General features: G+C 62.6%; 22 protein-coding genes, 4 tRNA genes and 1 pseudogene. 8 read left to right on the forward strand and 19 right to left on the reverse strand.

Features of this window, described 5'->3' with window-relative positions; genetic code table 11:
- Position 1: 1 nt before the first annotated feature.
- Genes HMPREF2781_RS05560 through HMPREF2781_RS05570 form a run of 3 tightly spaced genes read right to left on the reverse strand, consistent with a single transcriptional unit; the run spans position 2 to position 3,063 of the window.
- On the reverse strand, positions 2–1,054 hold the full coding sequence (locus tag HMPREF2781_RS05560; RefSeq protein ID WP_070644695.1) for a FecCD family ABC transporter permease: 1,053 nt from the start codon (positions 1,052–1,054) through the stop codon (positions 2–4).
- Positions 1,051–2,118, reverse strand: coding sequence for a FecCD family ABC transporter permease (locus tag HMPREF2781_RS05565; RefSeq protein WP_083308529.1), 1,068 nt, complete (start codon positions 2,116–2,118; stop codon positions 1,051–1,053). The genes HMPREF2781_RS05560 and HMPREF2781_RS05565 overlap by 4 nt, the downstream gene beginning before the upstream one ends.
- Positions 2,119–3,063: an ABC transporter substrate-binding protein gene (locus HMPREF2781_RS05570; protein WP_070644696.1), complete on the reverse strand. Its 945-nt coding sequence runs from the start codon at positions 3,061–3,063 to the stop codon at positions 2,119–2,121.
- Positions 3,064–3,188: 125 nt separating this feature from the next.
- Between HMPREF2781_RS05570 and HMPREF2781_RS05575 the strand changes: the two genes are divergently transcribed.
- The 4 genes from HMPREF2781_RS05575 to HMPREF2781_RS05590 all read left to right on the forward strand — a co-directional run bounded on the left by HMPREF2781_RS05575 (position 3,189) and on the right by HMPREF2781_RS05590 (position 8,158).
- On the forward strand, positions 3,189–3,983 hold the full coding sequence (locus tag HMPREF2781_RS05575) for a siderophore-interacting protein (RefSeq protein ID WP_070644697.1): 795 nt from the start codon (positions 3,189–3,191) through the stop codon (positions 3,981–3,983).
- Positions 3,984–4,458: 475 nt separating this feature from the next.
- Positions 4,459–5,475 carry a pyridoxal-phosphate dependent enzyme gene (locus HMPREF2781_RS05580; protein ID WP_070644698.1) on the forward strand — a complete coding sequence of 339 codons (1,017 nt, stop codon included), beginning with the start codon at positions 4,459–4,461 and terminating at the stop codon, positions 5,473–5,475.
- Entirely contained in the window at positions 5,472–6,773 is a 1,302-nt protein-coding gene (locus HMPREF2781_RS05585; protein WP_070644699.1) for an FAD/NAD(P)-binding protein, read from the forward strand. The genes HMPREF2781_RS05580 and HMPREF2781_RS05585 overlap by 4 nt, the downstream gene beginning before the upstream one ends.
- A complete protein-coding gene (locus tag HMPREF2781_RS05590) occupies positions 6,770–8,158 on the forward strand; it encodes a type III PLP-dependent enzyme domain-containing protein (RefSeq protein WP_070644700.1) in 1,389 nt (462 codons plus the stop codon). Before HMPREF2781_RS05585 ends, HMPREF2781_RS05590 begins: the two co-directional genes overlap by 4 nt.
- A gap of 102 nt (positions 8,159–8,260) precedes the next feature.
- Here HMPREF2781_RS05590 and rplA read toward each other — a convergent pair whose 3' ends face one another.
- The 7 genes from rplA to HMPREF2781_RS05625 form a co-directional block, all read right to left on the reverse strand.
- The gene (gene rplA / locus HMPREF2781_RS05595) at positions 8,261–8,965 is read right to left on the reverse strand and encodes a 50S ribosomal protein L1 (protein ID WP_070644701.1); all 705 of its coding nucleotides are present in this window, start codon (positions 8,963–8,965) and stop codon (positions 8,261–8,263) included.
- A 97-nt stretch (positions 8,966–9,062) separates the two neighbouring features.
- Positions 9,063–9,506 carry a 50S ribosomal protein L11 gene (rplK, locus tag HMPREF2781_RS05600; protein WP_010189723.1) on the reverse strand — a complete coding sequence of 148 codons (444 nt, stop codon included), beginning with the start codon at positions 9,504–9,506 and terminating at the stop codon, positions 9,063–9,065.
- A 165-nt stretch (positions 9,507–9,671) separates the two neighbouring features.
- A complete protein-coding gene (gene nusG, locus HMPREF2781_RS05605; protein ID WP_070448006.1) occupies positions 9,672–10,580 on the reverse strand; it encodes a transcription termination/antitermination protein NusG in 909 nt (302 codons plus the stop codon).
- A gap of 139 nt (positions 10,581–10,719) precedes the next feature.
- Positions 10,720–11,046, reverse strand: coding sequence for a preprotein translocase subunit SecE (secE, locus tag HMPREF2781_RS05610; protein WP_070448002.1), 327 nt, complete (start codon positions 11,044–11,046; stop codon positions 10,720–10,722).
- A gap of 25 nt (positions 11,047–11,071) precedes the next feature.
- A tRNA-Trp gene (locus HMPREF2781_RS05615) sits at positions 11,072–11,147 on the reverse strand.
- A gap of 127 nt (positions 11,148–11,274) precedes the next feature.
- Positions 11,275–11,346, reverse strand: a tRNA-Met gene (locus tag HMPREF2781_RS05620).
- 34 nt (positions 11,347–11,380) lie between these two features.
- A tRNA-Thr gene (locus HMPREF2781_RS05625) sits at positions 11,381–11,456 on the reverse strand.
- Positions 11,457–11,700: 244 nt separating this feature from the next.
- Between HMPREF2781_RS05625 and HMPREF2781_RS05630 the strand changes: the two genes are divergently transcribed.
- Positions 11,701–12,822 carry a glutathione S-transferase C-terminal domain-containing protein gene (locus HMPREF2781_RS05630; RefSeq protein WP_070644702.1) on the forward strand — a complete coding sequence of 374 codons (1,122 nt, stop codon included), beginning with the start codon at positions 11,701–11,703 and terminating at the stop codon, positions 12,820–12,822.
- A 67-nt stretch (positions 12,823–12,889) separates the two neighbouring features.
- Here HMPREF2781_RS05630 and HMPREF2781_RS05635 read toward each other — a convergent pair.
- Positions 12,890–12,972 (reverse strand) — tRNA-Tyr (locus HMPREF2781_RS05635).
- A gap of 76 nt (positions 12,973–13,048) precedes the next feature.
- A complete protein-coding gene (locus tag HMPREF2781_RS05640; protein ID WP_070447998.1) occupies positions 13,049–14,053 on the reverse strand; it encodes a polyprenyl synthetase family protein in 1,005 nt (334 codons plus the stop codon).
- 93 nt (positions 14,054–14,146) lie between these two features.
- On the opposite strand from HMPREF2781_RS05640, the gene HMPREF2781_RS05645 reads away from it, so the two are divergent.
- On the forward strand, positions 14,147–15,385 hold the full coding sequence (locus HMPREF2781_RS05645; protein WP_070644703.1) for a geranylgeranyl reductase family protein: 1,239 nt from the start codon (positions 14,147–14,149) through the stop codon (positions 15,383–15,385).
- A 22-nt stretch (positions 15,386–15,407) separates the two neighbouring features.
- On the opposite strand, the gene HMPREF2781_RS05650 is transcribed toward HMPREF2781_RS05645, so the two are convergent.
- The 7 genes from HMPREF2781_RS05650 to HMPREF2781_RS05680 are packed head-to-tail and all read right to left on the reverse strand — an operon-like array spanning position 15,408 to position 23,468.
- Positions 15,408–16,097 (reverse strand): demethylmenaquinone methyltransferase, encoded by a 690-nt coding sequence (locus HMPREF2781_RS05650; protein ID WP_046647771.1) that lies wholly within the window; start codon positions 16,095–16,097, stop codon positions 15,408–15,410.
- Positions 16,098–16,108: 11 nt separating this feature from the next.
- The gene (locus HMPREF2781_RS05655) at positions 16,109–17,308 is read right to left on the reverse strand and encodes a glycosyltransferase family 4 protein (RefSeq protein ID WP_070448041.1); all 1,200 of its coding nucleotides are present in this window, start codon (positions 17,306–17,308) and stop codon (positions 16,109–16,111) included.
- 8 nt (positions 17,309–17,316) lie between these two features.
- Positions 17,317–17,760, reverse strand: coding sequence for a DUF3592 domain-containing protein (locus HMPREF2781_RS05660; RefSeq protein ID WP_070644704.1), 444 nt, complete (start codon positions 17,758–17,760; stop codon positions 17,317–17,319).
- The gene (gene menD / locus HMPREF2781_RS05665; RefSeq protein ID WP_070644705.1) at positions 17,761–19,452 is read right to left on the reverse strand and encodes a 2-succinyl-5-enolpyruvyl-6-hydroxy-3-cyclohexene-1-carboxylic-acid synthase; all 1,692 of its coding nucleotides are present in this window, start codon (positions 19,450–19,452) and stop codon (positions 17,761–17,763) included.
- The gene (locus tag HMPREF2781_RS05670) at positions 19,445–20,047 is read right to left on the reverse strand and encodes a hypothetical protein (protein WP_070644706.1); all 603 of its coding nucleotides are present in this window, start codon (positions 20,045–20,047) and stop codon (positions 19,445–19,447) included. The genes menD and HMPREF2781_RS05670 overlap by 8 nt, the downstream gene beginning before the upstream one ends.
- Before the next feature lie 10 nt (positions 20,048–20,057).
- Positions 20,058–22,409: an ATP-binding cassette domain-containing protein gene (locus tag HMPREF2781_RS05675; RefSeq protein WP_070644707.1), complete on the reverse strand. Its 2,352-nt coding sequence runs from the start codon at positions 22,407–22,409 to the stop codon at positions 20,058–20,060.
- A 48-nt stretch (positions 22,410–22,457) separates the two neighbouring features.
- Positions 22,458–23,468: an o-succinylbenzoate synthase gene (locus HMPREF2781_RS05680; protein ID WP_029158959.1), complete on the reverse strand. Its 1,011-nt coding sequence runs from the start codon at positions 23,466–23,468 to the stop codon at positions 22,458–22,460.
- A gap of 99 nt (positions 23,469–23,567) precedes the next feature.
- Here HMPREF2781_RS05680 and dcuC point away from each other — a divergent pair, with 99 nt between their 5' ends.
- Together dcuC and HMPREF2781_RS12610 are read left to right on the forward strand one after the other, a co-directional pair.
- A complete protein-coding gene (dcuC, locus tag HMPREF2781_RS05685; protein ID WP_070644708.1) occupies positions 23,568–24,977 on the forward strand; it encodes a C4-dicarboxylate transporter DcuC in 1,410 nt (469 codons plus the stop codon).
- A gap of 186 nt (positions 24,978–25,163) precedes the next feature.
- Positions 25,164–25,715: pseudogene (locus HMPREF2781_RS12610) on the forward strand (CRISPR-associated protein); the annotation flags it as partial.

Raw genomic sequence — 25,715 nt, forward strand, 5'->3', positions numbered from 1 at the left:
TTTATCCTCTCCGCCGTGCGGCATTCCACACCAAGATGACCAGGGCACAACCTCCGATGATGGAGGAGACAGCGCCCACTGGAGCGTCCATCGGCAGCATTCCAGCAATGACAGCGCACGCGCTCAACAAGGCGGCGCCGGCAGCGCAGGAGACTAGGGGCACCGGCGTGGGCGTTCGGGCAACAATGCGCCCCACATGCGGGGCCAGGAGCGCGATGAAACCAATGGGGCCGGCCACGGATACGGTCACCGCGCAGATGCCCGTAGCTGCGACCAGCAGCAGCGCGCGTGTTCGCGTGATGTTAACCCCGAGGGAAAGGGCCGAGAGATCATCATGCGCAAGAAGCGGCAACTCCCGAGCACACCACAGGCCAAGCACCACAAAAGGAGTCAACCCCACGAGCAAAGGAAGAATGACTTCCATCCGCACGAAGCCCGTGGTTCCCGCCAGCCACAGCTGGGATTGCGCCGCGCGGAGGAGCTCGGCTGCGCGCAAGAGATACGCCACCAGCGCTTGGAACAGCAGGGAGAGCGCGATTCCGACGATGACGATGCGGTTGCTCGTGCCGATTCCCCCCAGCGCCACCAGCAGGATGGCTGCTAGCACGGCGCCCAGCAACGCGAGCCCGGCCCTCCACCAGAACATGGAGAGCCCGTCGGCAAGCAGCGGCCGGGAGACTACCGTTCCGAGGACCACCATGACGGACGCGCCACCAGTCACGCCAAGAATGTCGGGCGAGGCCAACGGATTGCGCGACATTGACTGCGTCCACGATCCCGCCAGTCCGAGCGCGGCACCCACGATGAGGGTCGCTAGAGCTACCGGCATGCGAAGGTCCCAGACAACGCGGATTTCGCTTCGGCTTCCGCCGCCGTTGAGAATCTCCAGGACCCGCCCCGGGCTCAAGGCCACAGGCCCCTGGCCCAAAAGGAGGACATAGGAGCTTGCTGCGACCAGAACAAAGAAGCAGGTCGCTGCCCATATCCATGTCCGGCGCTGCCGCTCTTGGGAACGCAGTTGCTTGGCGACGTCCCCCTTCTGCAACCCCCTCATAGCTTGTGCTCCCCACGGTGTACGGCCCAGATGAGAAATGGTGCGCCCACAAAGGCCAAGACGATGGACATCTCCAGCTCAGAGGGACCTGCGATGAGGCGGCCGAGAATATCCGCAGTGAGTACGGAGCAACCACCGAGCAATGCGGCCGGTGCAATCATCGCGGTAACTTCTGGCCCCGTGAACCGGCGCAGCAAATGGGGGATGGCAAAGCCGACGAAGGCAATGGGCCCCGTCGCCGCAGTAGCGCATCCTGCTAGCACAACGATGCTCAAGGCAGCACCGCGCCGCGTCAGCGTGGGCGAGCCGCCTAGTGCGACCGAGGATTCCTCCCCCATGGCTAAAAGGTCGAGCGGGCGCGCCACTCGTGCGGCGATGATAAGCCCGATTAGCAACCCAACACCTGCGATGGCGACATCCTCTGGGCCGCGCCCAAACGTGGAGCCGATGGTCCACCGGCGCATGCTGTCGAGAACATCCGTGGAGTACAGGCCGATCAGCATGGCGCCAGAGCTCAAGGCGGCAGCAACTCCCGCGCCGACTAGAACCAGCGTCAGGGGATCCTGAAACCTGCGGGACACGCCCAGCACTAATGCCGTGGCTAAGCCAGCGCCGAGGAGGGCGAGCGCGGTCCGCATTCCGGTTGAGGTGGCGACACCTAGCGCCGTCCCGAGGGCAACCAGGAACGAGGCTCCCGCGGTGATACCGATGAAGCCCGGATCGGCGAGGGGATTTCTAGTCCAGGACTGGGCGATTACACCCGATACCGCGATGGCCGCACCAGCAAAGTAGGCCACGAACGTGCGGGGAATACGCAAATCCCACACGATGTTCTCGATATCTGCTTCGCCTCCGCGGAGGAGCGCAGACAACAGATCCGGCAACGGAATAGCCCTCGAACCCACCGCCAATGAGCACAGCAAAAGGAGGAAGGTCGACACAACTAGGGCCGTGGTGAGCAGTGCGCGGCTTCTCCCCCGCGAATCCAATGCGGCTGTCTCACCGCCGTGGCGCGCACCCGCAGCACCGTGGATAGCCTCAGCCTTCCTCGGTAATGCGAGCACTTAAAGCTTCTCTTCGAACTTGTCGACGGCCCACGGAATAGTCAGCGGATTTGGCATGCTCATCGCATTGCCGGTGTCCGTGTCCAGGTAGCGAACACGGCCATCCTTGACCACGTCGAGGCCCTGGAACGTGGAATCCTTCTTGAGTTCATCGGCCGCGCCGTTGTAATCCAAGACGAACAGGTAGTCCACGTTGTTGAGCTGGGAGTAGTTTTCCGGGGCATAGTCCACGAAGAAGCTGGAACCATCACCCTGCAATTCCTTCGGAATGTCAAAGCCGAGGTTCTCAATGAACTGTCCGCGGCCGTCCTCTGCTGTGTAGAGGCCCAGCTTCCCGTCATAGGGCATGACGATGGCTGCGCGCTTGCCCTGCAGCTCCGGGTGGGAGTCCTTGAACTGCTCAAAGGCGTCCTCCGCTTGGTCAATGAGCTTCTCCCCCTCCTCTTCCTTATCCACGGCAGAGGCGATGGTCTTGACTTGTTCCTCCCAGGGAATCTGCCAGTCTTCGAAACCTTCGGGCTTCACGGTCAGCGGGGCGATATCCTCGAGGGATTTCTTCGCCTCCTGATCCACAGCTTGGTTCACGGCGATGATCTGCGTGGGATCCGAGGCCGTGACCTGTTCAAGAACCTCTGCCGTGAAACCGGAAGCGGTGTTATAAATCACCTCGGGCTGGGCGTCACCCAAAAGTTCCTTCGCCCATGGGCCAACGCCGGAGCCATCACCGTCGCCTTGCGAACCCCAGGGTGCTACGGCAACCGGAGTGATTCCGAGTGCCAGCACGGTATCGGCATCACCGAGCCCCAGGCTGGCAACGCGCACCTCCTCAGCACTGTCCGCACCCGCACTGTCCTCGCCACTTCCGCGCGAGCACCCCGCTAAAGCAATCGCTGCCGCTGAGACAATAGCGAGCACTGCTTTCGCGCGCCGGTTGATAGCAACCATGGAATGAACCTTTCCTTCACAGGGAAGCGGCACGCACATTAACGCGCCCCCTAACTTATTTGAGGCTAGCCTAACCTGCAGGTTATGATGGTTTCAAATTTGACCTCTACCTAGGATCAATTCCCTTGACGCATCACCGCCTACTTCCCGTAACCCTCACCGGGAACACCCGCCTCAAGCCGCGACTGCACCGTTTAACTTTTCACTCGCCGGCTTTTAGTGACTACCCCTTAGCCGGGCCTGACGAATATTTTGGGCTCCTCATGCCCCAAGACGAGCAGGATTTTTCGCCCTTCGCGGTCGACGATGCCAATGTTCGCGCCGCCGTCACCCGATTGCCCGACGACATTCGCCCAGCATTGCGCTGGTACACCATTCGCAAGCTCAACCAAGAAGCGTGCACCATCGATGTCGACGTGGTGACCCATGGCGATAATGGCCCGGGTTCACACTGGATCCTCAATGCCCAACCCGGGGATACCGCCGGAATATATACCGGGCAAGCACTGTGGCAGGCCCCTAGGAAGTCACAACTGTTACTCGCGGATGCCTCTGCTCTACCGGCACTGTGGCACATCCTCGAGCACTACGAAGCCTTCTCACCGGAAATCTTGGATGCAGTCGACGTCGTTGCCATGATCACAGACGACGATGAAGTTGAAGACGGCTTGGAGGAGACGTGGCGCGGCAAGGTCCGCTCACTCACCATGGTCCTGGCTCCACACGACGAACACTGCACACGCGCCAGACAACTTCTCGGCTCCCGCTTCACCCCCGATACCGCACCAGATTCGGTATGGGTTGCCGGTGAAGGGGATCTCGCAAAAGCTGTGCGCTCATTAGCCGTGCATGACTGGGGCGTTCCGCGCGAAGAGGTCATCTGGTCCGTGTACTGGATGAAAGGGAGGCCGCGGCCTTAGCGCAGTCTTCACCTCTAGAGCCTGCTGCCTGGGGTACAGGGACCAAAGCAATGGCACCTTATGCAAAGGAGTGCATGCATTCACCTGGGCTTATCTCGATTCAGCGCTGCATATGGTGTCTTTAGTCTGGTCCCCCTTCCCCTCCTCCAGTCACGTGCCTCAGGTGCGCTGGGGGTTAAAGCCACCTGGGGCTAAAGTCTCCGCACACAGTACAACGCGGGTCCCAGTAAAATCTGGGACCCGCGTTGTAAGGGGTCTTGTCTATCAGGCGGTTTCTCACGCCGCCCGCCCTGCAAGACTCAGGGTGTTCTCTCTATCTCTCATGCGCCTCTCTCAAACGCACAAGATTATTATGCGGCATGTTCCTTGTAATCCCATACCACCAACCTGCCAATTGCCTGTTAGTGAGAAAAGTGCCGTTACCCTACACAAATCCAGCACTAGACACGGGAAAAGCCGCAGGCAGAGGTCTACCATGGGGCTAATGATGAACCCACGGATTCATTCTCAAGCCCAACCACCTATTGGCCATACCCCGCTGATGCGCGTGGACGCCATTAATCCCCGTACCGATGTGCACCTCTATCTCAAGCTAGAGCAATTCAACCTGGGCGGATCCGCCAAGGACCGCACCGCACGCGCACTCATCCAAGCCGCGCTTGACGCCGGCGACATAGGCCCCGGATCCACCCTGGTGGAGTCTTCCTCGGGCAACCTCGGCATGGCACTGGCCCGCCAGGCCCCACTTGCGGGTATGAAATTCCACTGCGTGGTCGATCCGCGCGTCAATTCCTCCACCGTGGCCACGATGCGGGCCTACGGCGCCCACGTAGAATTGCTGGATCACCCGGACCCGGAAACCGGCGATTGGCTCACCGCTCGCCGCACCCGCGTGGCCGAGCTTCTAGAAGAGATCCCCAATTCTTTCAATCTCAACCAGTACTCCAACGAGGCCGCCTTTTACGCCCACGCCGAAGGCACGATGACGGAAATCGTGGACCAGCTCGGACAGGCACCCACCCACTTGCTCGTCGCTATGAGCACCACCGGTACTCTCGGCGGCTGCGTGCGAAAGCTCACTGAGATTGGCGCGGATACGGAGACCATCGGTGTCGATGCCGAAGGCTCCGTGTTGTTTGGGGGCCAGCGCGGCACCCGCATGCTGCCGGGCTATGGTGCTGGCATTGTCACCGATCTATCCACCAAATTCTCGCCGTCCTCAGTAGAGCGTGTGCCCGATCTGGATGCCATTGTGGCAGCTCGTCGCCTCGCCCAGGCCGAAGGCCTTCTGCCTGGGGCCTCCGGCGGCGCGGTCATCGCGGCATTCCAGCGTCTCGCGCCTACCCTTCCGGCCGGTGCAGAGGTCGTGGCCGTACTCCACGACGGTGGCCAGCCTTACCTCGATACCATCTACAACGATTCCTGGGTCTGCGAGCACTTCGACATCTCTCCTCCCGAGCTCGCCGCGCGCGTCGAAGGGGATTCAGAGTGAGCCCGCAGGAACCTTCCCGCCGCATCGCCATCATCGGCGGCGGCCCACGCGGGCTGTGGGCCGTAGAAGAACTCATCGAGCGCGCCCGCATCCCCGTGGATATCACCGTCTTTGATCCCTACCCCGCCGGCGCCGGCGCAGTGTATCGCCCGCAGCAGCCGCCGCAATGGCGCCTTAACGTCAATTGCGCCATCGTCACCACCGCACACGATAGCTTCAACGCTTGGCGTACCCGCCGCGGGCAATCCACTACCGATGCCTTCCCGCCGCGCGCGCAGGTAGGGCAATTCCTGGCCGATACGTGGGCTGCTGCCCTGCACCGCGCCCCGCAGCACGTGCGCATTCGACACCTACCCCAGCGTGTGCGTTCGGTGTCTGCCGCTGACGACGGGTTCATCGTCGATGGCTCGCCCTTCGACGAAGTCCTCGTCTGCACCGGCCACGATCACCTCCACCCCGGTGCCTTAGTTCACGAGCCTTCCCGCGTTCCGATCACCGGACTCTACTTCGGCGCCGATTTGCCCAGTGCCCCGCGACGGATTGGGGTACGCGGTGCTGCCTTGAGCTTCATCGATGTCTGCCTGCTGTACGGCGATGCCGCCGAGGTCATCTTCCCGGTGAGCCGCAGCGGGCGCTTTATGGAGGTCAAACCCGCGCCGGGCACGCCGCAGCCCAAGATCCCGGCTAATGTAAGGCGCGCCTGTGCCGGCGTGCACAATGCCGATGAGTTGCGCGACATCCTCCTGGCGGCCGCCGGATCGATGGGTGAGTTTTCCACCGGGGAGCTTGCTGCAGTGCTCGACGGCCACGACTTTTCCGGCGATGCCGTCGCGGAGCTGGATGCCTCCCTCCGCGCCGCCGAGGGCACCGGGCCGCTTACCCCGGCTGCGGCTGTAGGCGCGGCGTTTCGGGGGCTCTTTCAAGAATGCGTTGAATGGCATAAGACTCATGGCCCCATGCCCGGCTTCCGTGAGCTCTCGCGCACCCTCGAGCGCGTGGCCTTTGGCCCACCACCGGTCACCGCGCGGCGGCTGCTCGAGCTCATCCGCACAGGCGTGGTAGATACCCGCTACCTCGCCGCCCCGGACCAGATAGACCACTGGCGCGAGCAGGGTGGCGTTGATCTGCTTATCGATGCCACCGTAGCTCCCCAAGCCATCCCCACCCCTTTCCACGATGTCCCCGGCGTCGTGGAAATCGGCCGCATGAATGAGCTTGAGCTTCCCGGCCATGACTCGTTGAACCGTTCCGTGCACGATGACATCCCCCGTTGGGCGGAGAAAGTAGGAAACCCATGACCAACCACACCACCCCGTTACCCGTTCATGGCACCGTTGCGCTGCGCGCGCGGTGGGAAGAGTGGATGACGGAATTGGTGGGCGACCCACAGCAAGTTTCCCGCCTTACCTCCGAGTATGGCTCGCCCGTTAATGTGCTCAACCCCGCGCCGCTGCGCCGCAACGCCCAAGAGCTCCTCGATGCCGGCGCCTCTCATGGCGTGGACACACAGGTATTTTTCGCTCGTAAGGCCAATAAAGCCTTGTGTTTCGTCGACGCCGCCCGCGGGGCTGGTCTGGGCGTGGACGTCGCCAGTGAAAATGAGCTGCGCCAAGTGCTTAACCGTGGAGTCGCGCCCGAGCGGATTATCCTCAGCGCGGCTATTAAGACCGACGCGTTGCTGCGCCTAGCTATCGACCGCGGAGTCACCATTTCCTGCGATTCGCGAGCGGAAGCCGAGCGCATCGCTGCCCTTGCCAAGGCCCTCAACCACACCGCGCACGTCGCACCGCGCCTTGCCCCCAACCCGGATAACCTTCCGCCGACGCGCTTCGGTGAGCTCCTTCACGCATGGCAAAGCCACGCGTGGCCCGAAACCATCCACGCTGACGGCGTTCACGTACACCTGCATGGTTATAGCGAATCGGACCGCCGCACCGCACTCGCGGAGGCCATCGCCCTCATCGAGCACCTCCGCTTAGTTGGCCAGCCTGCTTCCTTCATCGATATCGGCGGCGGTGTTCCCATGAGCTACCTCGAATCCCGCGAGCAATGGGAGTATTACCAGCAGCGCATCGCAGCCCAGCGCGCCGGCACCGGTGAGCCTTTCACCTGGAAGTCCGACCCGCTCTCAAATACCTACCCCTTCTGGCAAACACCCACCCGCGGCCAGTGGTTAGACCAACTTCTTTCTGGTGAGGTAGCCGGGTTTGGACCTGCCGGCCGTGCCTTGAGCGAGCGGAATATTTCTCTTCATTTGGAGCCGGGGCGCAGCCTGCTCGATGGCTGCGGCATCATTCTCGCTGAGGTCAGCTTCCTCAAAGAGCGCTCCGACGGCCTGCCCCTCATCGGCGCAGCTATGAACCGCACCCAGTGCCGTACCGCGGCGGATGACATTTTGCTCGACCCGCTCCTCGTGCCCACTGCCGGAGACCGCGGTACGGTGGGCCGGGAACCGCGCACCGGGTTCGTGGTGGGGGCCTATTGCATCGAAGATGAAGTCATCCTGCGCCGCGAGCTCGATTTCCCAGAGGGCATAGCGGTGGGCGATACCCTCGCTATCCCCAACACCGCCGGTTACTTCATGCATATTTTGGAATCTGCCTCTCACCAGATTCCGTTAGCACGCAATGTCTACTTAGACGCAGACGGCCGGGGCTGGGCGCCAGACGATATCGACGCCTAGCGATCCGAGCCGCTATCTCCACGGGACTGGCAGGCATAGGAAAAGGGCTCCGAGGGTAAACCTCGAAGCCCTGTGTCATTTAGCGCGATGCGCTCGACCGATTTACTCGGTGTAGTTCTTCTCCACGGAAGCGTCGACCGGGATGCCCGGGCCGGAGGTGGTGGAGATGGTGACCTTCTTGGCGTAGATGCCCTTAGCGGAGGCCGGCTTCAGGCGAATGATCTCGTCGTACAGCGCGCCGTAGTTCTCAGCCAGCTTCTCAGCATCGAAGGAAGCCTTGCCGATGATGGCGTGCAGGTTGGAAGCCTTGTCAACGCGGAAGGAAATCTTGCCGCCCTTGACGTCAGCAACGGCCTTGGTCACGTCAGCGGTCACGGTGCCGGTCTTCGGGTTCGGCATGAGACCACGCGGGCCCAGGACGCGGGCAACGCGGCCAACCTTGGCCATCTGATCCGGGGTAGCGATAGCAACGTCGAAGTCGATGTTGCCCTCGTTGATAGCAGCGATCAGCTCTTCGGTGCCCACGATGTCGGCGCCAGCAGCCTTCGCAGCCTCAGCGTTGTCGCCCTCAGCGAAGACAGCCACGCGGACGTCCTTACCGGTGCCGTGGGGCAGGGAGACAGTGCCGCGAACCAGCTGGTCAGCCTTACGCGGGTCAACGCCGAGACGGAAGACAACATCAACGGTGGCGTCGAAGTTCTTGGAGGAGGTCTCCTTGGCCAGCTTGGCGGCCTCGATCGGACGGTACAGGCGGGAGCGGTCTACCAGCTCAGCGGCAGCCTTGTATGCCTTGGACTTGGTGCTCATAAGTGCAATTCCTTTTCTTGGATTGATGTGGTGTTAGCGGGCCGAAGCTGGCCCTGCCACGCGCGATACAGAACGTATCGCGCATTAAATCGAATTTTTACTTAGCCGGGACGCCGTCAACGGTGATGCCCATGGAGCGAGCGGTACCAGCAATGATGCGGGCGCCGTTCTCGATGTCACGAGCGTTGAGGTCCTCAAACTTGGTCTGTGCAATCTCCTTGCACTGATCCCAGGTCACGGAGCCAACCTTGTCGGTGTGCGGAACGCCGGAGCCCTTCTTGATGCCAGCGGCCTTGAGCAGGAGCTTAGCTGCCGGCGGGGTCTTCAGCTTGAAGTCGAAGGAGCGGTCCTCGTACACGGTGATCTCCACCGGCACGACGTTGCCGCGCTGGGACTCGGTCGCAGCGTTGTAGGCCTTGCAGAACTCCATGATGTTGACGCCGTGGGCACCGAGTGCCGGGCCGACCGGCGGAGCCGGGTTAGCAGCGCCTGCCTCGATCTGGAGCTTGATCAGGCCAGTGACCTTCTTCTTGGGAGCCATCGAATTACCTCTTTCCTGTGGTACCGGAGTGCCGCCACGATGAATAACAGCGCCCCGTCCGGATGCTCACGCATTGTGGGCCACCGGAGGATGAACGTTTCAAGATGCGCAAAAGCGCACGGCGTTCAAGTCTAGAACACCGTGCGCCCAGCTCAAAATCGCTTTTTAGGAGATGCGCTCGATCTCCGTCGGGGACAGCTCCACCGGGGTCTCGCGGCCGAAGATGGACACCAGGCCCTGCATCTTGCCGGTCTCTGGGTCGATCTCGGAGATGGTGGCGGAGACGGAAGCCAGCGGGCCAGACAGGATGGTGACGGCCTCGCCCACCTCGAAGTCGTGCGCGTAGGCCTTGGCGGCCTCCTTCTCCGGCATGGCCACAACCTGCTCGCCCTCGGAGTCTGCTGCGGAGTCCTCCGGAGAGACCGTCGGATCGTTCGGCATGAGGAACTTAGCAACGTCGCGGATCTTCACCGGGGTCGCGTTGCCCTCATTGCCCACGAAGGAGGTCACGCCCGGGGTATCGCGGACGACGGACCAGGCGGCGTCGTTAAGCTCCATGCGCACCAGCACGTAGCCCGGCAGCAGCTTGCGCTTGACTACCTTCTTCTTGCCGTCCTTCTTTTCAATGGCCTGCTCGACCGGCACAACGACCTCAAAGATGGAATCCTCCACCTCGAGGGTCTGGGCGCGCATGTCGAGGTTGGTCTTCACCTTGTTCTCATAACCGGAGTAGCACTGGATGATGTACCACTGGCCCGGCTGCTTCTTCAGCTCGCGGGTAAAGGCGCGCAGGCGGGACTTGTACTCGGCGTCTGCGGCAGCGGCGGCGTCTGCCTCAGCACTTGCCGACACCTCCCCTGCACCCTCGCCTTCAGCCTCATCCGTGACGCCACCGAGAGCAGCCTCAGCGGCCTTGGTAGCAGCTTCCTTTTCGGCAGCTTCCTTCTCCTCAGCGGACAGTTCCTCCTGCGGCTGCTGGGATTCCTCAGTAGCCTCGACCGCTTCGGCGGCCTGTTCCTGGACGTTATCGATCATGGCCTGCTCGAGGGAGGTGCCAGTGTTTTCTTCGCTCATTGTCTGCTACTCCAAATTGGTGTTCATTCTTCCAGTCCCCCACCAGGGTACTCGGCGGGACTAGGGCAAAAAGTATCCCGCCGTTTCCCCTAGTCGAGCTAGCGGGAAGGCGGCGGGATGAAAGTATGAAATTAGTGTACTAAGGCGCGAGGATTGCTTCAACTCCGAGGCCGGTCAGCGTGTCCACGCCCCACACCAGAGCGGTGAGGACGATAAGAAAGGCGAAGGTCACCAGAACGTACTGAAGCATTTCCTTGCCGGTAGGCCACACGACCTTCTTCATCTCAGAGACGACTTCACCTGGGAAGGAGCCGACGGATCCGCCGAAAGAATCTTCCTTCTTATCCTCGACGCGCACGACGCGCTTGTCGGTGTAGGAATCAGTAGAGGTGGTCGCTGCGCCAGAGAGCTGACGCTTGCCGGTTGGGCGCGGAGCCCCGGTGCTCGGCTGCTTTTCCTCGCTCACGGCGATTCCCTCCTTGGAAGTGATGTGGCAGGGGCGACAGGACTCGAACCTGCAACCTACGGTTTTGGAGACCGTTGCGCTACCAATTGCGCCACGCCCCTCTGCGTGCCCTTTTGGGACAACGCACAACCCTACCAGAACAGTGATTCCCCATGGAAACCACGTGCCGTATAAGGCTGGGAGTCGGTAGTGAAAAAGCGCCCATATGCGGGCGCTTTTCTTTCCCGGTAGCGATGGCGAGAATTGAACTCGCGACACAGCGATTATGAGTCGCTTGCTCTACCACTGAGCTACACCGCCATATTCACTTTCTGAAAGCTTCCAGAAACATGAATGGAGCCCCCTGACAGAATCGAACTGTCGACCTTTTCCTTACCATGGAAACGCTCTGCCGACTGAGCTAAGGGGGCACAGCCTCTTAGAGTCACGGAGTTTCTTCCGCTGTGCTCTCGTTGAAGCCTTGAAAAGGTTAACCCGAAACGCTTAAACAACACAAATCGCCAGTACGACAATGGTTTTTGCGCACTTTTCAGGCACCTAAACTCGCACACATCACCCTTGCACCACTCTCGCGGTAGACCGCCCCTACTCCAGGCGCACCAAACCCAGCTATTGTTGACGTATCAAATACTTTATGTGCTCTAGGGAGGACACATGAGCTCTGGTACCCAGAAGCAGACACCGAAGGACTGGGCCAGCGACGCCCAGAATGCCTCGACGGACGGCGAATTCAAGCGAGACACCAACTACATCGGCGACCGCATTCTTGCCTCGGTCACCGGTGACGAACCACAGCCTTCCGTGGCTGGTAGCGGCGAGGCCCTCGACTGGCCGGTGCAGCCCCACCGGTATCGCCTCATTGCTGCGCGCGCTTGCCCGTGGGCGCACCGCGCGGTCATCGTTCGGCGTTTGTTGGGACTGGAAGATGTCATCTCCTTAGGCCTGGCGGGCCCCACCCACGACAAGCGCTCCTGGACTTTCGACCTCGACCCCGACGGGCTCGACCCCGTCCTGCGCATCCCCCGCCTGCAGGATGCGTATTTCGCCCGCTTCCCTGACTACCCGCGGGGCATCACGGTGCCAGCCATTGTGGAAGAGTCCAGCGGCAAAGTCGTGACCAATGATTTCAACTCCATGGTGCGGGACTTCCAGACAGAGTGGACCGACTTCCGACGAGAAGGCGCACCCAACCTGCTGCCGCCGTCCGAGCAGCAGGAGGAGATGGAGGAAATCAATAACGTCATCTTCAGGAAACTCAACAACGGCGTGTATCGCGCGGGATTCTCCGCATCCCAGGAGGCTTATGAAGAGGCCTATGCGGATGTCTTTGAGGTCCTCGATTGGTTGGAAGAACGGCTAGCCCACCGCCGCTTCATCATGGGTGAGCACATCACGGAGACCGATATCCGGGCATACACCACGCTGATCCGCTTTGACGTTGTCTACCACGGCCACTTCAAGACCAACCGGAATAAGATCAGCGAGATGCCGAACGTTTATGGCTACTTGCGCGAGCTATTCCAGCTCCCCGGTTTCGGCGATACCACCGACTTCACCGAGATCAAGCAGCACTACTACATAGTCCACCGCGAAATTAATCCCACCCAAGTGGTGCCGGCCGGCCCCGACCTTAATGGTTTGGCACAGCCCCACGGCCGCGATCACCTGCCGGGTGCGCCCTTCGCTGAAGGCACCACCCTGCCGGGGCCGTTGCCCAAGGCTGAGCGGTTGAAGAACCCCACGGATTTCCAGCGAGAGCTGTTCACGTTGGATTAGCCCCTGAGTCACCCGGAGATCGAAAAATCCCGCAGACCCATGTGATGTGTCTGCGGGATTCATGTTGTGCCAGGTAGAAGATTCGAACTTCTGAAGGCGAAAGCCGGCGGATTTACAGTCCGCTCCCTTTGGCCGCTCGGGCAACCTGGCAGGCACTCTTGAGTGCGGTTATGTACTTTACTACGAACTCCCGCCTAACATGCAAATCGCCAGGCAGGAGGGGCTTTTAACCCACGCGCTGAACGGTATAGTCCGCCAACTGGCGCAGTGCTTCACTAGCCGTGCATTCCGGCAGCAGGGAAAGCTGGTCCTCGACCACGCGCAGGTACGCGTTGACGTCGGCCAACGCCTTGTCACGGCCGCCCGACTGCCACAGCAGCTCGATGGCGCGTTGCACGGAAGCGTCATCCTCCAGCGGGCCTGTCAGCAGGGCGCGCAGCTCATCGCCGACCTCGCCTTCCTCCTCCAGGGCATAGAGCACCGGCAAGGTGAACACGCCCTCGCGCAGGTCCGTGCCCGGGGTCTTCCCGGATTCCTCGGAGTCGGAGAAGATGTCGATGACATCGTCGACGATCTGGAAAATCATGCCTACGGCCGCACCGATTTGGCGCAGCGCCTCGCACTGTTCTGGACCCGCACCCGCGTGGTAGGCACCCAGGTAGCCGGCGGACGCGATCAGCACCGCGGTCTTTTCCCGGATCACCGCCGTGTAGTGCTCTACGGCATTGGCTTCGCCAGCACCGATGGTTTCCCGCATCTGGCCGGTGACGAGCTCCTCGAAAGTCTCCGCGAAATGCTCCACCGTGTGGGTATCCAGCTGGCTCATCAGCCGCGAGGCGTGCGCGAGCAGTGCATCGCCCGCCAGAATCGCCACAGAGTTGGTCCACCGGAAGTTCGCGGAATCCACGCCGCGTCGGCGCTCCGCCTCATCCATGACATCGTCGTGGTAGAGCGTAGCCACGTGGACCATTTCCACCACGGTTGCCGCCTTCACCACCTCGGGGGATTGTGAACGTTCACCGAACTCGGAGGCCAACAACGCCATCATCGGGCGGAAACGCTTGCCACCAGCCAGGGACAGGTGGCGCACTTTGTCCTTGATGAAGTCCTGCCCGCGGTCGAGCTCCGTATTCAGCAGGTCCTCTACAGCAGCCATCCCGGCGTTGATACGCTCGGTGAGCTGCGCATCCCCCAAGTCCACGTGCTTGGCGTGAGTTTGGCCGTGTGACATTAAACGTGTTCCTTTAAGCTCAAAAATCCTAGTGTTTACTTACCGTAGCCCATGGCACGGCCCTCAACACACTTGTGGCCACTATCCCGTGCAATGATAGTCCCCATGTCGGAGCAGATCGATTCCACCCTTGTTGACGTCGCCATCGTAGGTGCCGGGCCCGCCGGCGCTGCCGCCGCTATCCACGCCGCACGCGCCGGCCATGAGACGCTGCTTGTCGACGCCTCCCCTTTCCCCCGCGACAAGACCTGCGGCGACGGACTGACCCCGCGCGCCATGCACCAGTTGGAGCTCCTCGGCATCGAGGTCAACGCGTCCTACCGCAACCGCGGGCTCAAGCTACACGGCTTCGGCGGCACCGTAACCGCTCCGTGGCCTGAGGCCTACCCCTCGCACGAAGGCACAGCCCTGCCGCGCTATGAATTCGACGCGCTGCTGGTTGAGGCTGCGCAGGCAGCCGGCGCGCAACTGATAACCGGCGCGGCGACACAGCCGGAGCTGGACGGCAACCGGCTGGTGGAGTTCTCCGTCGGCAAGCGCCGCGTGCGCGCCCAGTGGGTCATCGTGGCCGACGGGGTGCGCTCGACGTTTGGCAAGCAGTTGGGCCGCACCTGGCACCGCGAGGAGGTCTATGGCATTGCTGCACGCGCTTATGCCGATTCACTGCGGGACGGCGAGGAATGGATGCACTCCCACGTTGAGCTCAAGGACCCCGAGGGCGTGGTGCAGCCGGGCTATGGCTGGATCTTTCCGCTGGGCCAGGGGGTCAATATCGGCTTGGGCGCGCTCTCTACGGCCGCCCGCCCGGCCCGCCTCAACACGAAGAAGGCGCTGGATTTCTACGCCGAACAGCAGCGTTCGGAGTGGGGTCTAGGCGAGCTGCGCAACGTCACCTCGGCGATGCTGCCGATGGGTGGTGCGGTGTCTGGAGTTGCCGGCGCCAATTGGATGCTCATCGGTGACGCTGCGGCCTGCGTAAATCCGCTGAACGGCGAGGGCATCGACTATGGCCTGGAAACGGCAGCACTCGCCGTGGAGATGCTCGGCACCAAGGACCTCACCTTGGCGTGGCCAGACCGGCTGCGCGCCGAGTATGGCGAGGCCTTCCTACTTGCCCGCACCGCCGCGCGCCTGCTGACCTACCCACAATTCCTGCCGCTGGCCGGGCCTGTGGCCATGCGCGGGCCGGTGGGCCGCATGCTCATGCCGGCCGCAGCGCGTCTTATGGGCAACCTCATCACCGACGAGGACAAGGACCTCCTCGCCCGCGCCTGGCGGCTGGCCGGCGGGGCGGTCTCCACGCTGCGGCGCGATACCCCGCTCTGGGCCTAGGGCCTTTAGGCCTGCTGCCCTCTTAAGCGGGCTTCACTGCGGAGTGCAGCGCCACGATGCCGAAGGTCAGGTTGCGCCACCCAGCTTGCTCCCAGCCATTGCGATTAATAGCGGCGGCCAGCTCGTGCTGCTCCGGCCACGCACGGATGGACTCCGCGAGGTAGATATAGGCCTCCGGGTTGGAGGATACGACCTTGGCAATCGGCGGCAGCAAGCGGGTCAGATACTCCTTGTAGACGGTGCCAAAGACCGGAATGACCGGCTTGGAGAACTCCGCCACTGCTAGGCGCCCGCCGGGCTTGGTCACGCGCGCCATCTCCCGAAGCCCCAGCTCGAAGTCGTGGATATTGCGCAGACCGTAGGAAATGGTCACCGCGTCAAAAGTGTTATCCGCAAAGGGCAGGCGCATTCCATCGCCGGCCACCTTGGGAACATCGCGTTCCGCGCCAGCCGCGAGCATGCCGAGGGAAAAGTCACAGGCCACGCACCACGCGCCGGACTTGGACAGCTCTTCCGTCGAGACGGCCGTTCCGGCAGCCAGGTCGAGGACCTTCTCCCCTGGCTTCAGGTTGAGCCGCTCGCGCGTCAGACGGCGCCAGCGCGCGTCCTGCCCAAAGGACAGCACCGTGTTGGTGATGTCGTATTTCTTGCCCACCGCGTCAAACATGCGCGCGACATCGAAGGGCTTCTTCTCCAGATCTGCCTTAGACACAAGCGCCTAGTTTAGGCGACGCGCGCTCCCAGAGCGCGAGCGGCCCAACGCGGCAGCTCCGGACGCTGGCCCAGAATGGTCAGCGGGACCTCACGGACATTCTCCAAAACCTCTTCGTAGTAGCCCAGCAGCTGCTCGCACAACGCCGGCCAAGTCTTGGAGGCAATCGACTTCCGGGCGTTCTCCCGCATCTCCTGGTGAATCTCCGGATTGAGAAGCGCGTCGACGGCATTCGGGAGATCCTCGACGAACGTAGGGACATCGAGAAGCAACCCGTTATAGCCCTCCTCAATGAGGTCCACCGGGCCGCCCGCGCGGGGGCCGATGGTGGGCACGCCTGAGGCCTGCGCTTCCTGGATGGCCTGGCAGAAAGTCTCGAACTCGCCGGCGTGCACGAAGACATCAAGGCTTGCATATGCGGCTGCGAGCTCCTCGCCACCCAGCGCCCCAGTGAAGACTGCACCTGGCAGCTGGGCCTCCAGCAGCGGACGCTCTGGGCCATCGCCAACAATGACGAGCTGAATATCCTCACGATCATTGAGCGCGGACAGGCGGTGCACGCCCTTTTCTGCGGCCAGCCGGCCCACAAAGCCGACGATCTTTTTCTTCCCCGTAGAGTCCCAGTTCCGGCGCAGCGCCGCCGAGCGCTTCGAGGGGTGGAAGCGCTCCGAGTCTACGCCGCGGCCCCAGTGGCGCACGTTCTTGATGTGGTGCTTCTCCAAGTCGCTGATGGTCAGTGAGGAGGGCGCGAGAGTCATTTGGCACGCGTTGTGGATGGTGCGCAGCCACTCCCACACCCCATAGGCCAGCGCGGAGGCATGGTACTTGGTGGCGAATCCCGCGACGTCCGTCTGGTACAGCGCCACTGCCGGAATGCGCAGCTGACGTGCGGAGAATGCGCCCGCAGCTCCGAGAACGAAGGGACTGGCCAAGTGAATGATGTCCGGCTTGAACTCGCGCAGCGCCTCGTCCACAGCGGAAGTGGGAACGCCGACCGGGAGCGAATCCACCAGTGGCACCCGCACGGTGGGCACGCGCACGATGGTGAACCCGAGGTAATCAGGGATCTCCTCCTGCCCATCCCGGGCACCAGGAGCGATGACGATGGCCTCGTGGCCGTGCTCGTGGAGGTATTCGAGGACACGCAGCACGGAGTTGGTCACTCCGTTGACGTTAGGCAAGAAGGATTCCGCGACGATGGCTACACGCATGCGCCCCATCATTCCTTTCCTGGGTGCTCGGCTGGTAAAGCACGCGCTAAATTCCGGTTAATTTTCCCGCTTGCCCACCACAACGCCCCGGCAATCAGGGTCGCCACAGCTGCAGAGGACAGCGCCGGAATAATCGATAGCGTCCATTCTCGGCCTTCCACCTTGACTAGGTCCGGGTTGTTCTTGGCATAGAGCACCCAGACCTGCTGTCCCTCCCCCAGCCCGGTGGGATAAAGCAGGCCGGTGGGCGGGGTGTGATAGATACCCTCGGAGTCCTGGAAATCCACGAAGGTACGCAAGGTGCCGACATCCGTCACCGTGGCCAGGGCGCGCCCGGGGTTGGCGCCGATGGTGCGGTCATTGAGAAAAGGGCCGATGACCATTCCCGCCATGCCCACGAGAGCTGCGGCGTACAGCACCAGGATCAGCTGGCGTACCCGGCGCCGCGGCATTTACTGACCTACCTTGGCATTCAAAGCTTCCTGCAGCGCGCGGCGCGAGGACCTCGTGGTATGCGCCTCCACCACGGTGATGCCGGTGGAGTATTCCTTGAGTTCTGCCAAAACGTCGAGCAGCTCCTGCGCCGAGCTCACCTCGCGGTGCTCAGCACCGCAGGCTTCCGCTAGCTTGGCCACACCCACCCCATGCGGCGTCCCAAAGGCCTTCTCGAAGGAGTCGCGCAGGTGCTCGCGGCCCTGTTCGAGCACCTCGAAGATGCCGCCGCCGTCGTCGTTTGAGACGACGATGGTGAGGTTCTCCGGGCGCGGGTTGTCTTCGGGAAGGATGAGCGAAGTCGCATCGTGGAGGAAGGTGACATCCCCCATGAGCGCCACGGTGCGCGGGGCGCGCGGGGCGTCGGCTTCGCGGGACTGGGTGGCCAGGGCGATACCGATGGCCTGCGCTATGGTGCCGTCGATGCCGGCGGCCCCGCGCGGCGAATAGGTCTCCACACCGTCGAAGGGCAGGCCGATGAAGGACGCATCCCGCACCGCGTTGGAGGCGCCCAGGACGAGGGTATCTCCGACGGCGAGGGTGTCCCCCACCGCGGCGGCGACGTGGAGGCCGGTAAAGCCGATCTCGGGCTTGGTGGCATCCTCACCGGTGGTCTCCGCCAGAACCTCACGAACACCGTCGGCCGCCATCTGGGCCGCGCCTTCGCAGATCTTCATCCACTCTCGCGTGGGCTCGCCGCTGGTTTTGGCGGTGGTACCCAGCTGCGCGGACTCGCCACGGGGGTTGGTGAAATCTTCCGTGCGCGACAGACAGATGAGATCGATATCGGGATCACTCAGCAGTGCCAGGACACCGCGGTGCAGGGTGGGATGGCCCACGACGATGACCTGCTCCACCTTGGTGTTGACCACGTAGTCGTTGGCGGAGACTTGGGCGCGGCGGAAGAGGTGCGCCGCGGCCGGGTGCACCGGGTGATAGGGCGCAGGTGCCGTGGGCTCGGCGATGGTGGGGACATCCTCCAGGCCTTCGACTTCCCAGGCCTCATCGCCGGCGATGACGAGCGTGTTGCGGCTGAGATCGACGGCCACCTCGCCGTGATTCGCCCACCGCGGGGTACGAGCGCGGTGCTGCGTGTAATCCGTCGGGCTACCGGGCAGCTCTTCGCCTACCAGCGGGGCATCGAGAGCCACGTTGATGTGCACCTGGCGGTCATTCAAAAAGCGCTCCGCGATAAGCGGGATATCACTCGTGCTCTCCACCTGGGTGGTCTCCGCATACACGCCGAAGATGCCGGGCTGCTCAATAGTCTGGGAGGCCCCCGTGCCCACCAAGCGGGCCGGCCGGTCCGCGCTGATGACGGCCAGCGGGGTATGCGAGTAATGCGCCTCCACCATCGCGGGCAGGGCATTAGCCACCGCGGTGCCGGAGGTCATCACGATGCCGACGTGCCGGCGTTGGACGCGTGCCAAACCTAAAGCAGCGAAGGCGGCGGAGCGCTCATCCAGGCGGGTATGCACGCGAATATCGCTGCGCGCGAGAAGCGCCAAAGACAGCGGTGCGTTGCGCGAACCCGGGCAGATAACCACGTCGGTGAGGTGCCGCGAAAGCTGGGCCGCCAGTGCTTCGGCCAGCTGCATCGACTCCGGCTGCGCGGAGGCAGTGGGCTCGGTGTGAGATTCAGTATTAGGCATTGCCTGCACCACCCGTATCGAGCTCTTCCATGCCCGAATCGAATTGCTCGAAGAGGTCATTGATCAACCCTTCCAATTCGGCTCCCCCCTGGTCCACACGGTCCTGGACGTCCGGCGGCAGCTCCGTCGGCAGCTCCGTCGGAATATCGGTGGGGAGGTTATCCCGCGGCGAGCTCTTGGTGGTGGTCACCGTGGTGGGAACCTCGGTGGTCACGGTCTCGGTAACCGGCTCCGGGGCGGGTTTGTCAGCATCCGCTGCCGCACCGCGCCACAGGAAGAACAGCACGCCGGCGAAAACGACGGCGATAGCAGCGATGGCCGCGAAGACATAGGACAGGGCTCCCCCGCCCTTCTTCGGCTGCTCCACCTGGTAGATGGACGGGGCCGGGTCATATTGCGGCTGCTGATAGTTCTGGTCATAGCCCTGCTGATAGGGCTGACCATAGGCCTGCGTGTTTTGGGATCCGGGCTCCGGGAAGTGTTGTTGGGGACGCTGTGGCGGCTGCTGTTGGGGCGCGCCGAACTGGCGGGTTTCGTTCTCACCGGTGACGCGGCCGAACTGCCGCGTCTCGTTGTCGCCGTTGTTGTTGGTCATGGGATTTACCTTATCGTGCACCCGCGCCACTTAGCACCCGCCCGGTGGGCGTTAGTCCCGTGGAAACCTGACCCGGCGTGCCATCCGCCACAATCTTTCCGCCATCCGAACCAGACCCCGGGCCCATCTCAATAACCCGGTCAGCGCCGGCAATGAGGTGACGGTCATGATCTGCCACCACGACAGTATGGGAGGCCTCCACCAGCGAGTGCAGCTCAGCGATGAGCAGGTCGATATCGGCCGGGTGCAACCCGACGGTGGGCTCATCCAGCAGGTAGACGGTATGGCCCCGGCGCGAGTTGCGGGAGCGCTGCAGCTCCGTGGCAAGCTTGATGCGCTGCGCTTCACCGCCGGAAAGCTCCGGAGCGCCCTGGCCCAAGCGCAGGTAACCCAGACCGACCGCCTCCAAGGTTTGCAGCGCGTGGAGGATCGGCGCTTCATCTGCAAAGACCTCCAGGGCCTCTTCCACCGTAAGGTCGAGGATGTCCGCGATGGTCCTGTCCTTCCAGCGGATGGACAAGGTGTCATCGTTATAGCGCTGTCCCTGGCAATCCGGGCACTGGGTATAGGAGCCTGGAAGGAAGACCAGCTCGACCTCGATCTGGCCGGCGCCACCGCAGGTGGGACACTGGCCTTGCTTAACGTTGTAGGAAAAGCGCGAGACCGTCCATTTCTTCTTCTTGGCCTCCGGGGTGGCCGCGAAGAGCTTGCGCACGTTGTCGAAGAGGTTGGTGTACGTCGCCACCGTGGAGCGCGGGGTTCGGCCGATTGGCTTTTGGGTAATGGAGACCACGCGCTTGACCTGCTTCGGACAGTCCGGCCCCGTGAGCATGTCATGGAGTGCGGCCAGCAACGTGGATTTGCCGGAACCCGAAAGCCCAGTAATGGCCGTAAACTGGCCGAGTCCGAAGTCCACGTCGAGGCCATCGATGGTGTGCGAGTGCACCCGGCGCAGCGCGATGTCCCCGTGCGCCGGGCGCGCTTCGACCTTGGGCGTGGGGCGCGGGCGCGCCAAGGCACGCGCGGTGGGAGTATCTGCAGAGTCCGCCGCCTCTATGTAATCGGCGACGGGACCCGAGTACACCACCTGGCCGCCGCGCTCACCGGCGAGCGGGCCGACATCCACGATCCAATCGGCCTGCTTGACCAGTTCCATGTCGTGTTCCACCAGCAGCACCGAGTTCCCCTCCGCGATGAAGCGCCGGCACATATCAAGCACCGCGCCCCGCTCCACCGGGTGCAGGCCCGCAGAGGGCTCATCCAGGACATAGGTCACACCATAGAGCCCGGAGCGCAGCTGCGCAGCCAGGCGCAGGCGCTGCACCTCACCGCCCGAGAGCGTGTCCATAGGCCTATCCAGGCTGAGGTGCCCCAGGCCGAGTTCCAATGCAGATTCAAAGGCCGGAAGGAGGGCCTTGAGGAGCAGGTCTTCCGCATCATTCGGCTGTGGTTTCTGAGCGCTTAACAGCTCGTGGGCTTCGCTCAACGGGAGGGCATTGAATTCGTCGATCGGCAGCCCAGCGTAGGTGACCTTGAGCGCCTTCGCCGTCAGCCGGCGTCCCTGACAGGTATCGCAGCGGCGGGTTTCCATGAAGCTCAAGACGCGGGCGCGGAGTGTATCCGACTTCGTCTCCGCATAGGTCTTGGTCAGGTAGCTGGCCACGGAGCGCCACGTGCCCTCGTAATTGCGCTGGATCTGATCCGCCCCGCGGCGCGGCTTGACGGTTACCACCGGGCGCTCCTCGGTGAAGAGGATCCACTCGCGGTCTTTCTTCGGCAAATCCTCCCACGGTGAATCCAAGTCATAGCCCAGTTCTTGCAGAATGTCGTGGAAGTTCTTGCCCGCCCAGGCTCCGGGCCACGCAGCAATCGCGCCTTCCTCGATGCTCAGGCTGGGGTCCGGCACCATGGACGCCTCCGTGGGTTCGTGGACCACGCCGGTGCCCTGGCACTCCGGGCACATGCCTTCTGGGGTATTCGGGGAGAAGGAATCGGAGTACAGGCCCTCCGGGTTGTCACCGCAGCGCGAGTAAAGAAGGCGCACGGAGTTAGACATGGCGGAGATCGTGCCCACGGTGGAGCGCGCGCTGCTTGCCGACGCCGACTGCTGCAACGCCACCGTCGGCGGCAACCCCTCAATGCGGCCGACCTGAGGGTCCACCGCGGAGGCGATGAGGCGTCGAGCAAAGGGCGCGACGGATTCCAGGTAGCGGCGCTGGCCTTCGCCATGAATGGTGCCGAAGGCCAGCGAGGACTTGCCGGAACCGGACACCCCCGTCACGGCCACGAGCTGGCCGCGTGGAAGGTCCACATCCACGTTGCGAAGGTTGTGCAGGTGCGCGTCTCTCACGGAAATCGTCATGCCCGCCAGCCTACGCTGACCTCCGGACATGGACCGTGAGCTGTGCTTTTAAAGGTGCGGCCAGCACTGACGCACGCGCTCAAACCACCACTCGCGGCGCTCGCCCGGCGCGGCGAGCGCGCTGAGGCGATCCGGGTCGGGGGCAAGGGCTTCGGCGCGCAGGTGACCGTCGACAAGCTCGCGCGGTGCCGTGACATCCTCAAGGAACAGCGAACCGGTGGCCAGGCCCGCGGCGGCCGGGGTGACGTCGATGTCTTCGTCGTCATAGATCTGCGGCAAGGCGGCCACGGCGGCAAGCCCCATGGAGATTCCCACCGAGGTATCCAGGGCGGAGGCCACCGTGATGTCCATGTGGCGCTCGCGCAGATGGGAAGCCACCTCGAGCACCTTGCGCACACCACCCAGCGGCGCGGGCTTGACCACGGCGACATCCGCCGCCTGCAATTCCGCCACCCGGTAGGGGTCGCTGGCCTTGCGGATGGACTCGTCTGCCGCCACGCGCACGAAAATCCCGGCGCGCATGAGCTGGGTGCGCACTTCCTTGAGTTCCTCGACGGTCTGGCACGGCTGCTCCATATAGTCCAGCGGCATGAGCTCCTTGGCCGCGGTGACGGCTTCCTCGACGCTCCAGCCACAGTTGGCGTCGACGCGCAGGACCGGCACGCGGCCCTGGGCTTCGATGTGGGAACGGACGGCGTGAACGCGCGCGATGTCGTCCTCTAGGGTCTGTCCCTTCTCCGCCACCTTGATCTTGAAGGTGCGGCAACCGGGGTAGCGTTCCATGACCTCCGGGACCTGCTCTGCGGGGACCGCGGGGATGGTGCCGTTGACTTCTACCCACTCGCGTACGGGTTCCGGGAAGCCTTCGTAGGCGGCCTCCAGGCCGGCGGCGAGCCAGCGGGCGGATTCCTCCGCCCCGTACTCCAGGAAGGGGGCGAACTCGCCCCAACCCGCGGGGCCATCGATAAGCAGTGCTTCCCGCGTTGTGATACCGCGGAATTTCACGGCGAGTGGAAGGGATACCACGTGGGCGCGGTCGAGGACGTCATCAATATGCATGAGGTTCATCGTACGTGTGGGGGGGTTGAGCGCGACACCTGTCATAGCCGGTGTTACCTTATAACAGTAAGTGGATATAACCAGAAGAAGGATCCTCAGATGCTTTACCTTCTCATCGCACTGCTGGCCATCGCCGCAGTTGTCTACCTCATCTATAAGAAAGTCCACGCCGCGGCCTCCATCTTCGCCGTTGGCGTAGTCCTGCTCATGCTCGCCGCCCTCACTGGACGCGCGGATTTCCGCACCACCGAAATCGAAGCCACCGGTAATGCCTTCTACGATCAGCTGCTCGTCGTGGACGCGCTATTCAAAGCACGCTTCTCCGGCATCGGCATGGCGATTATGGTGCTCTTCGGCTTCGTGTCCTATATGCGGCACATTGGTGCTGATGCCAAGACGGTCGTGGTGCTCTCCTCACCGCTCAAGCGCTTCAAAGGCTCCTACTGGCTGGTTCCAGTGGGCTTCATCCTGGGCACGCTGCTCTCGCTGGTGATCCCCTCGGCCGCAGCGCTATCCCTATTGCTCGTGGCCACTCTCCTACCAGCGCTCATCGCTGCGGGCCTGACACCGCTGACCGTGGGCGCCATCGTGGTGACCTCCTCTACCATTGTGCCCACCCCACTTGAGGCCGGCCTCATTCAGGGCGCCGATCTCACCAACATGACGCCGACGGAATTCGTCTACGGCGCCGTCGCCTACGCCACGGTTCCCACCCTGCTCATCACTGCTTTCGTCCACATGTGGTGGCAGCGCCACTGCGATAAGGTGGATGCCCGCAAGGCTGAAAGCTCCGGTGAGGTCAGCGCCGATTCGATGCACGATGACGCTACCGAAGAAGCTATCGCCCGCGCCGCTTCCCTGCCGGGCTACTACGCCGTGCTTCCGCTCATGCCGCTGCTGCTCATCATCATCTCCGCCATCCTCAACCGCTTGGGTGTCATCCCCTTTGAGGGCGGCATCCTCCCGGTAACCGTGGTTTCCCTGTTCATCGCGATGATCATCGAGTCCATCCGCAAGCGCACCGTCACCGGTGCTGTGGATTCCATCTCCAGCTTCTTCAAGGGCATGGGTGAGGGTGCTGCAGGCGTCGTGGCCCTGCTGGTCGCCGCTGCTGTCCTCGTGGAGGGCATCACGCAGATGGGTGTCATCGACATGCTCATCGACGCCGCCGAGGGCTCCTCCGGCGCCGCCGTCCTCATCGTCCTCGTCTTCGTCGCTGCCACCGCCGCAATGGCCGCGCTCACTGGCTCTGGCACTGCCCCCTACTTTGCTTTCTCTGAGGTGGTGCCCAACCTGGCTTCGCAGACCTCCATCCACGCCCCGCAGATGCTCACCGCCATCTGGGGTACCTCCAACCTGATGCGCCAGGTCTCCCCGGTCAACGCCGCGGTGCTCATTGTCTCCGGCGCCATCAAGGTCAATCCCATCCAATTGGTCAAGCGCACCTCCGTGCCCATGATTGTGGCGACGGTGCTCAACACGCTGTTTGCGTTCATGTTTATTGGATGAAAGTCATCGGTGCGAACCCAATAGTCTTCCGCCAATTTTGTGGAGGAAACCAAGACACACGAGACGTATTCTGCTATGTTCTTAACCAGAACTGAACCTCAGTAAGCGTCGGCTCGTTTCCGACGTTGATTGCTCCAAGCCGAACCCTCGGGTTCGGCTTTCTTTTTATCTGAAAGGGCTAATCCTTTGTCTCTCTCTTACCGCGTTGGAATAGATGTCGGAACTTATTCGCTTGGCTGCACCGCCATTGAAGTCGACGAAAATGATCTACCAGTAAAAACTCTCAGTGCGGTTTCGCTGATCCACGACTCAGGACTAGATCCCGACCAGCAAAAGCGAGCGGTGACCCGACTTGCTTCTTCTGGAGTCGCACGACGTACGCGACGTCTGTACCGCCGTCGCCGCAAGCGCATGATTAAGCTTGAAAAGTTTCTCAAAGCGCAAGGCTGGGAAACTCTACCTTTTGAGCACTATTCCGACCCTTACCTTCCATGGAAGGCTCGCGTGGAATTGGTAAATTCCTTCATCCACGATGACGAAGAACGAGGCCGATATCTTTCTATCGCGCTACGCCATATTGCCAACCACCGAGGTTGGCGTAATCCATATTGGAAGGTATCGAGCCTGTACGCACCGAGCGAGCCTAGCGAGGCTTTTCAACAAATACGCAAGGAGCTGGAGGCGGCCACCGGCCGCGCAATTCCTGGGCCTGGCCCCCGGAAAGTAGACACGTCGGGG

This window comes from Corynebacterium sp. HMSC062A03 (assembly GCF_001811145.1).
GTDB lineage: Bacteria > Actinomycetota > Actinomycetes > Mycobacteriales > Mycobacteriaceae > Corynebacterium > Corynebacterium aurimucosum.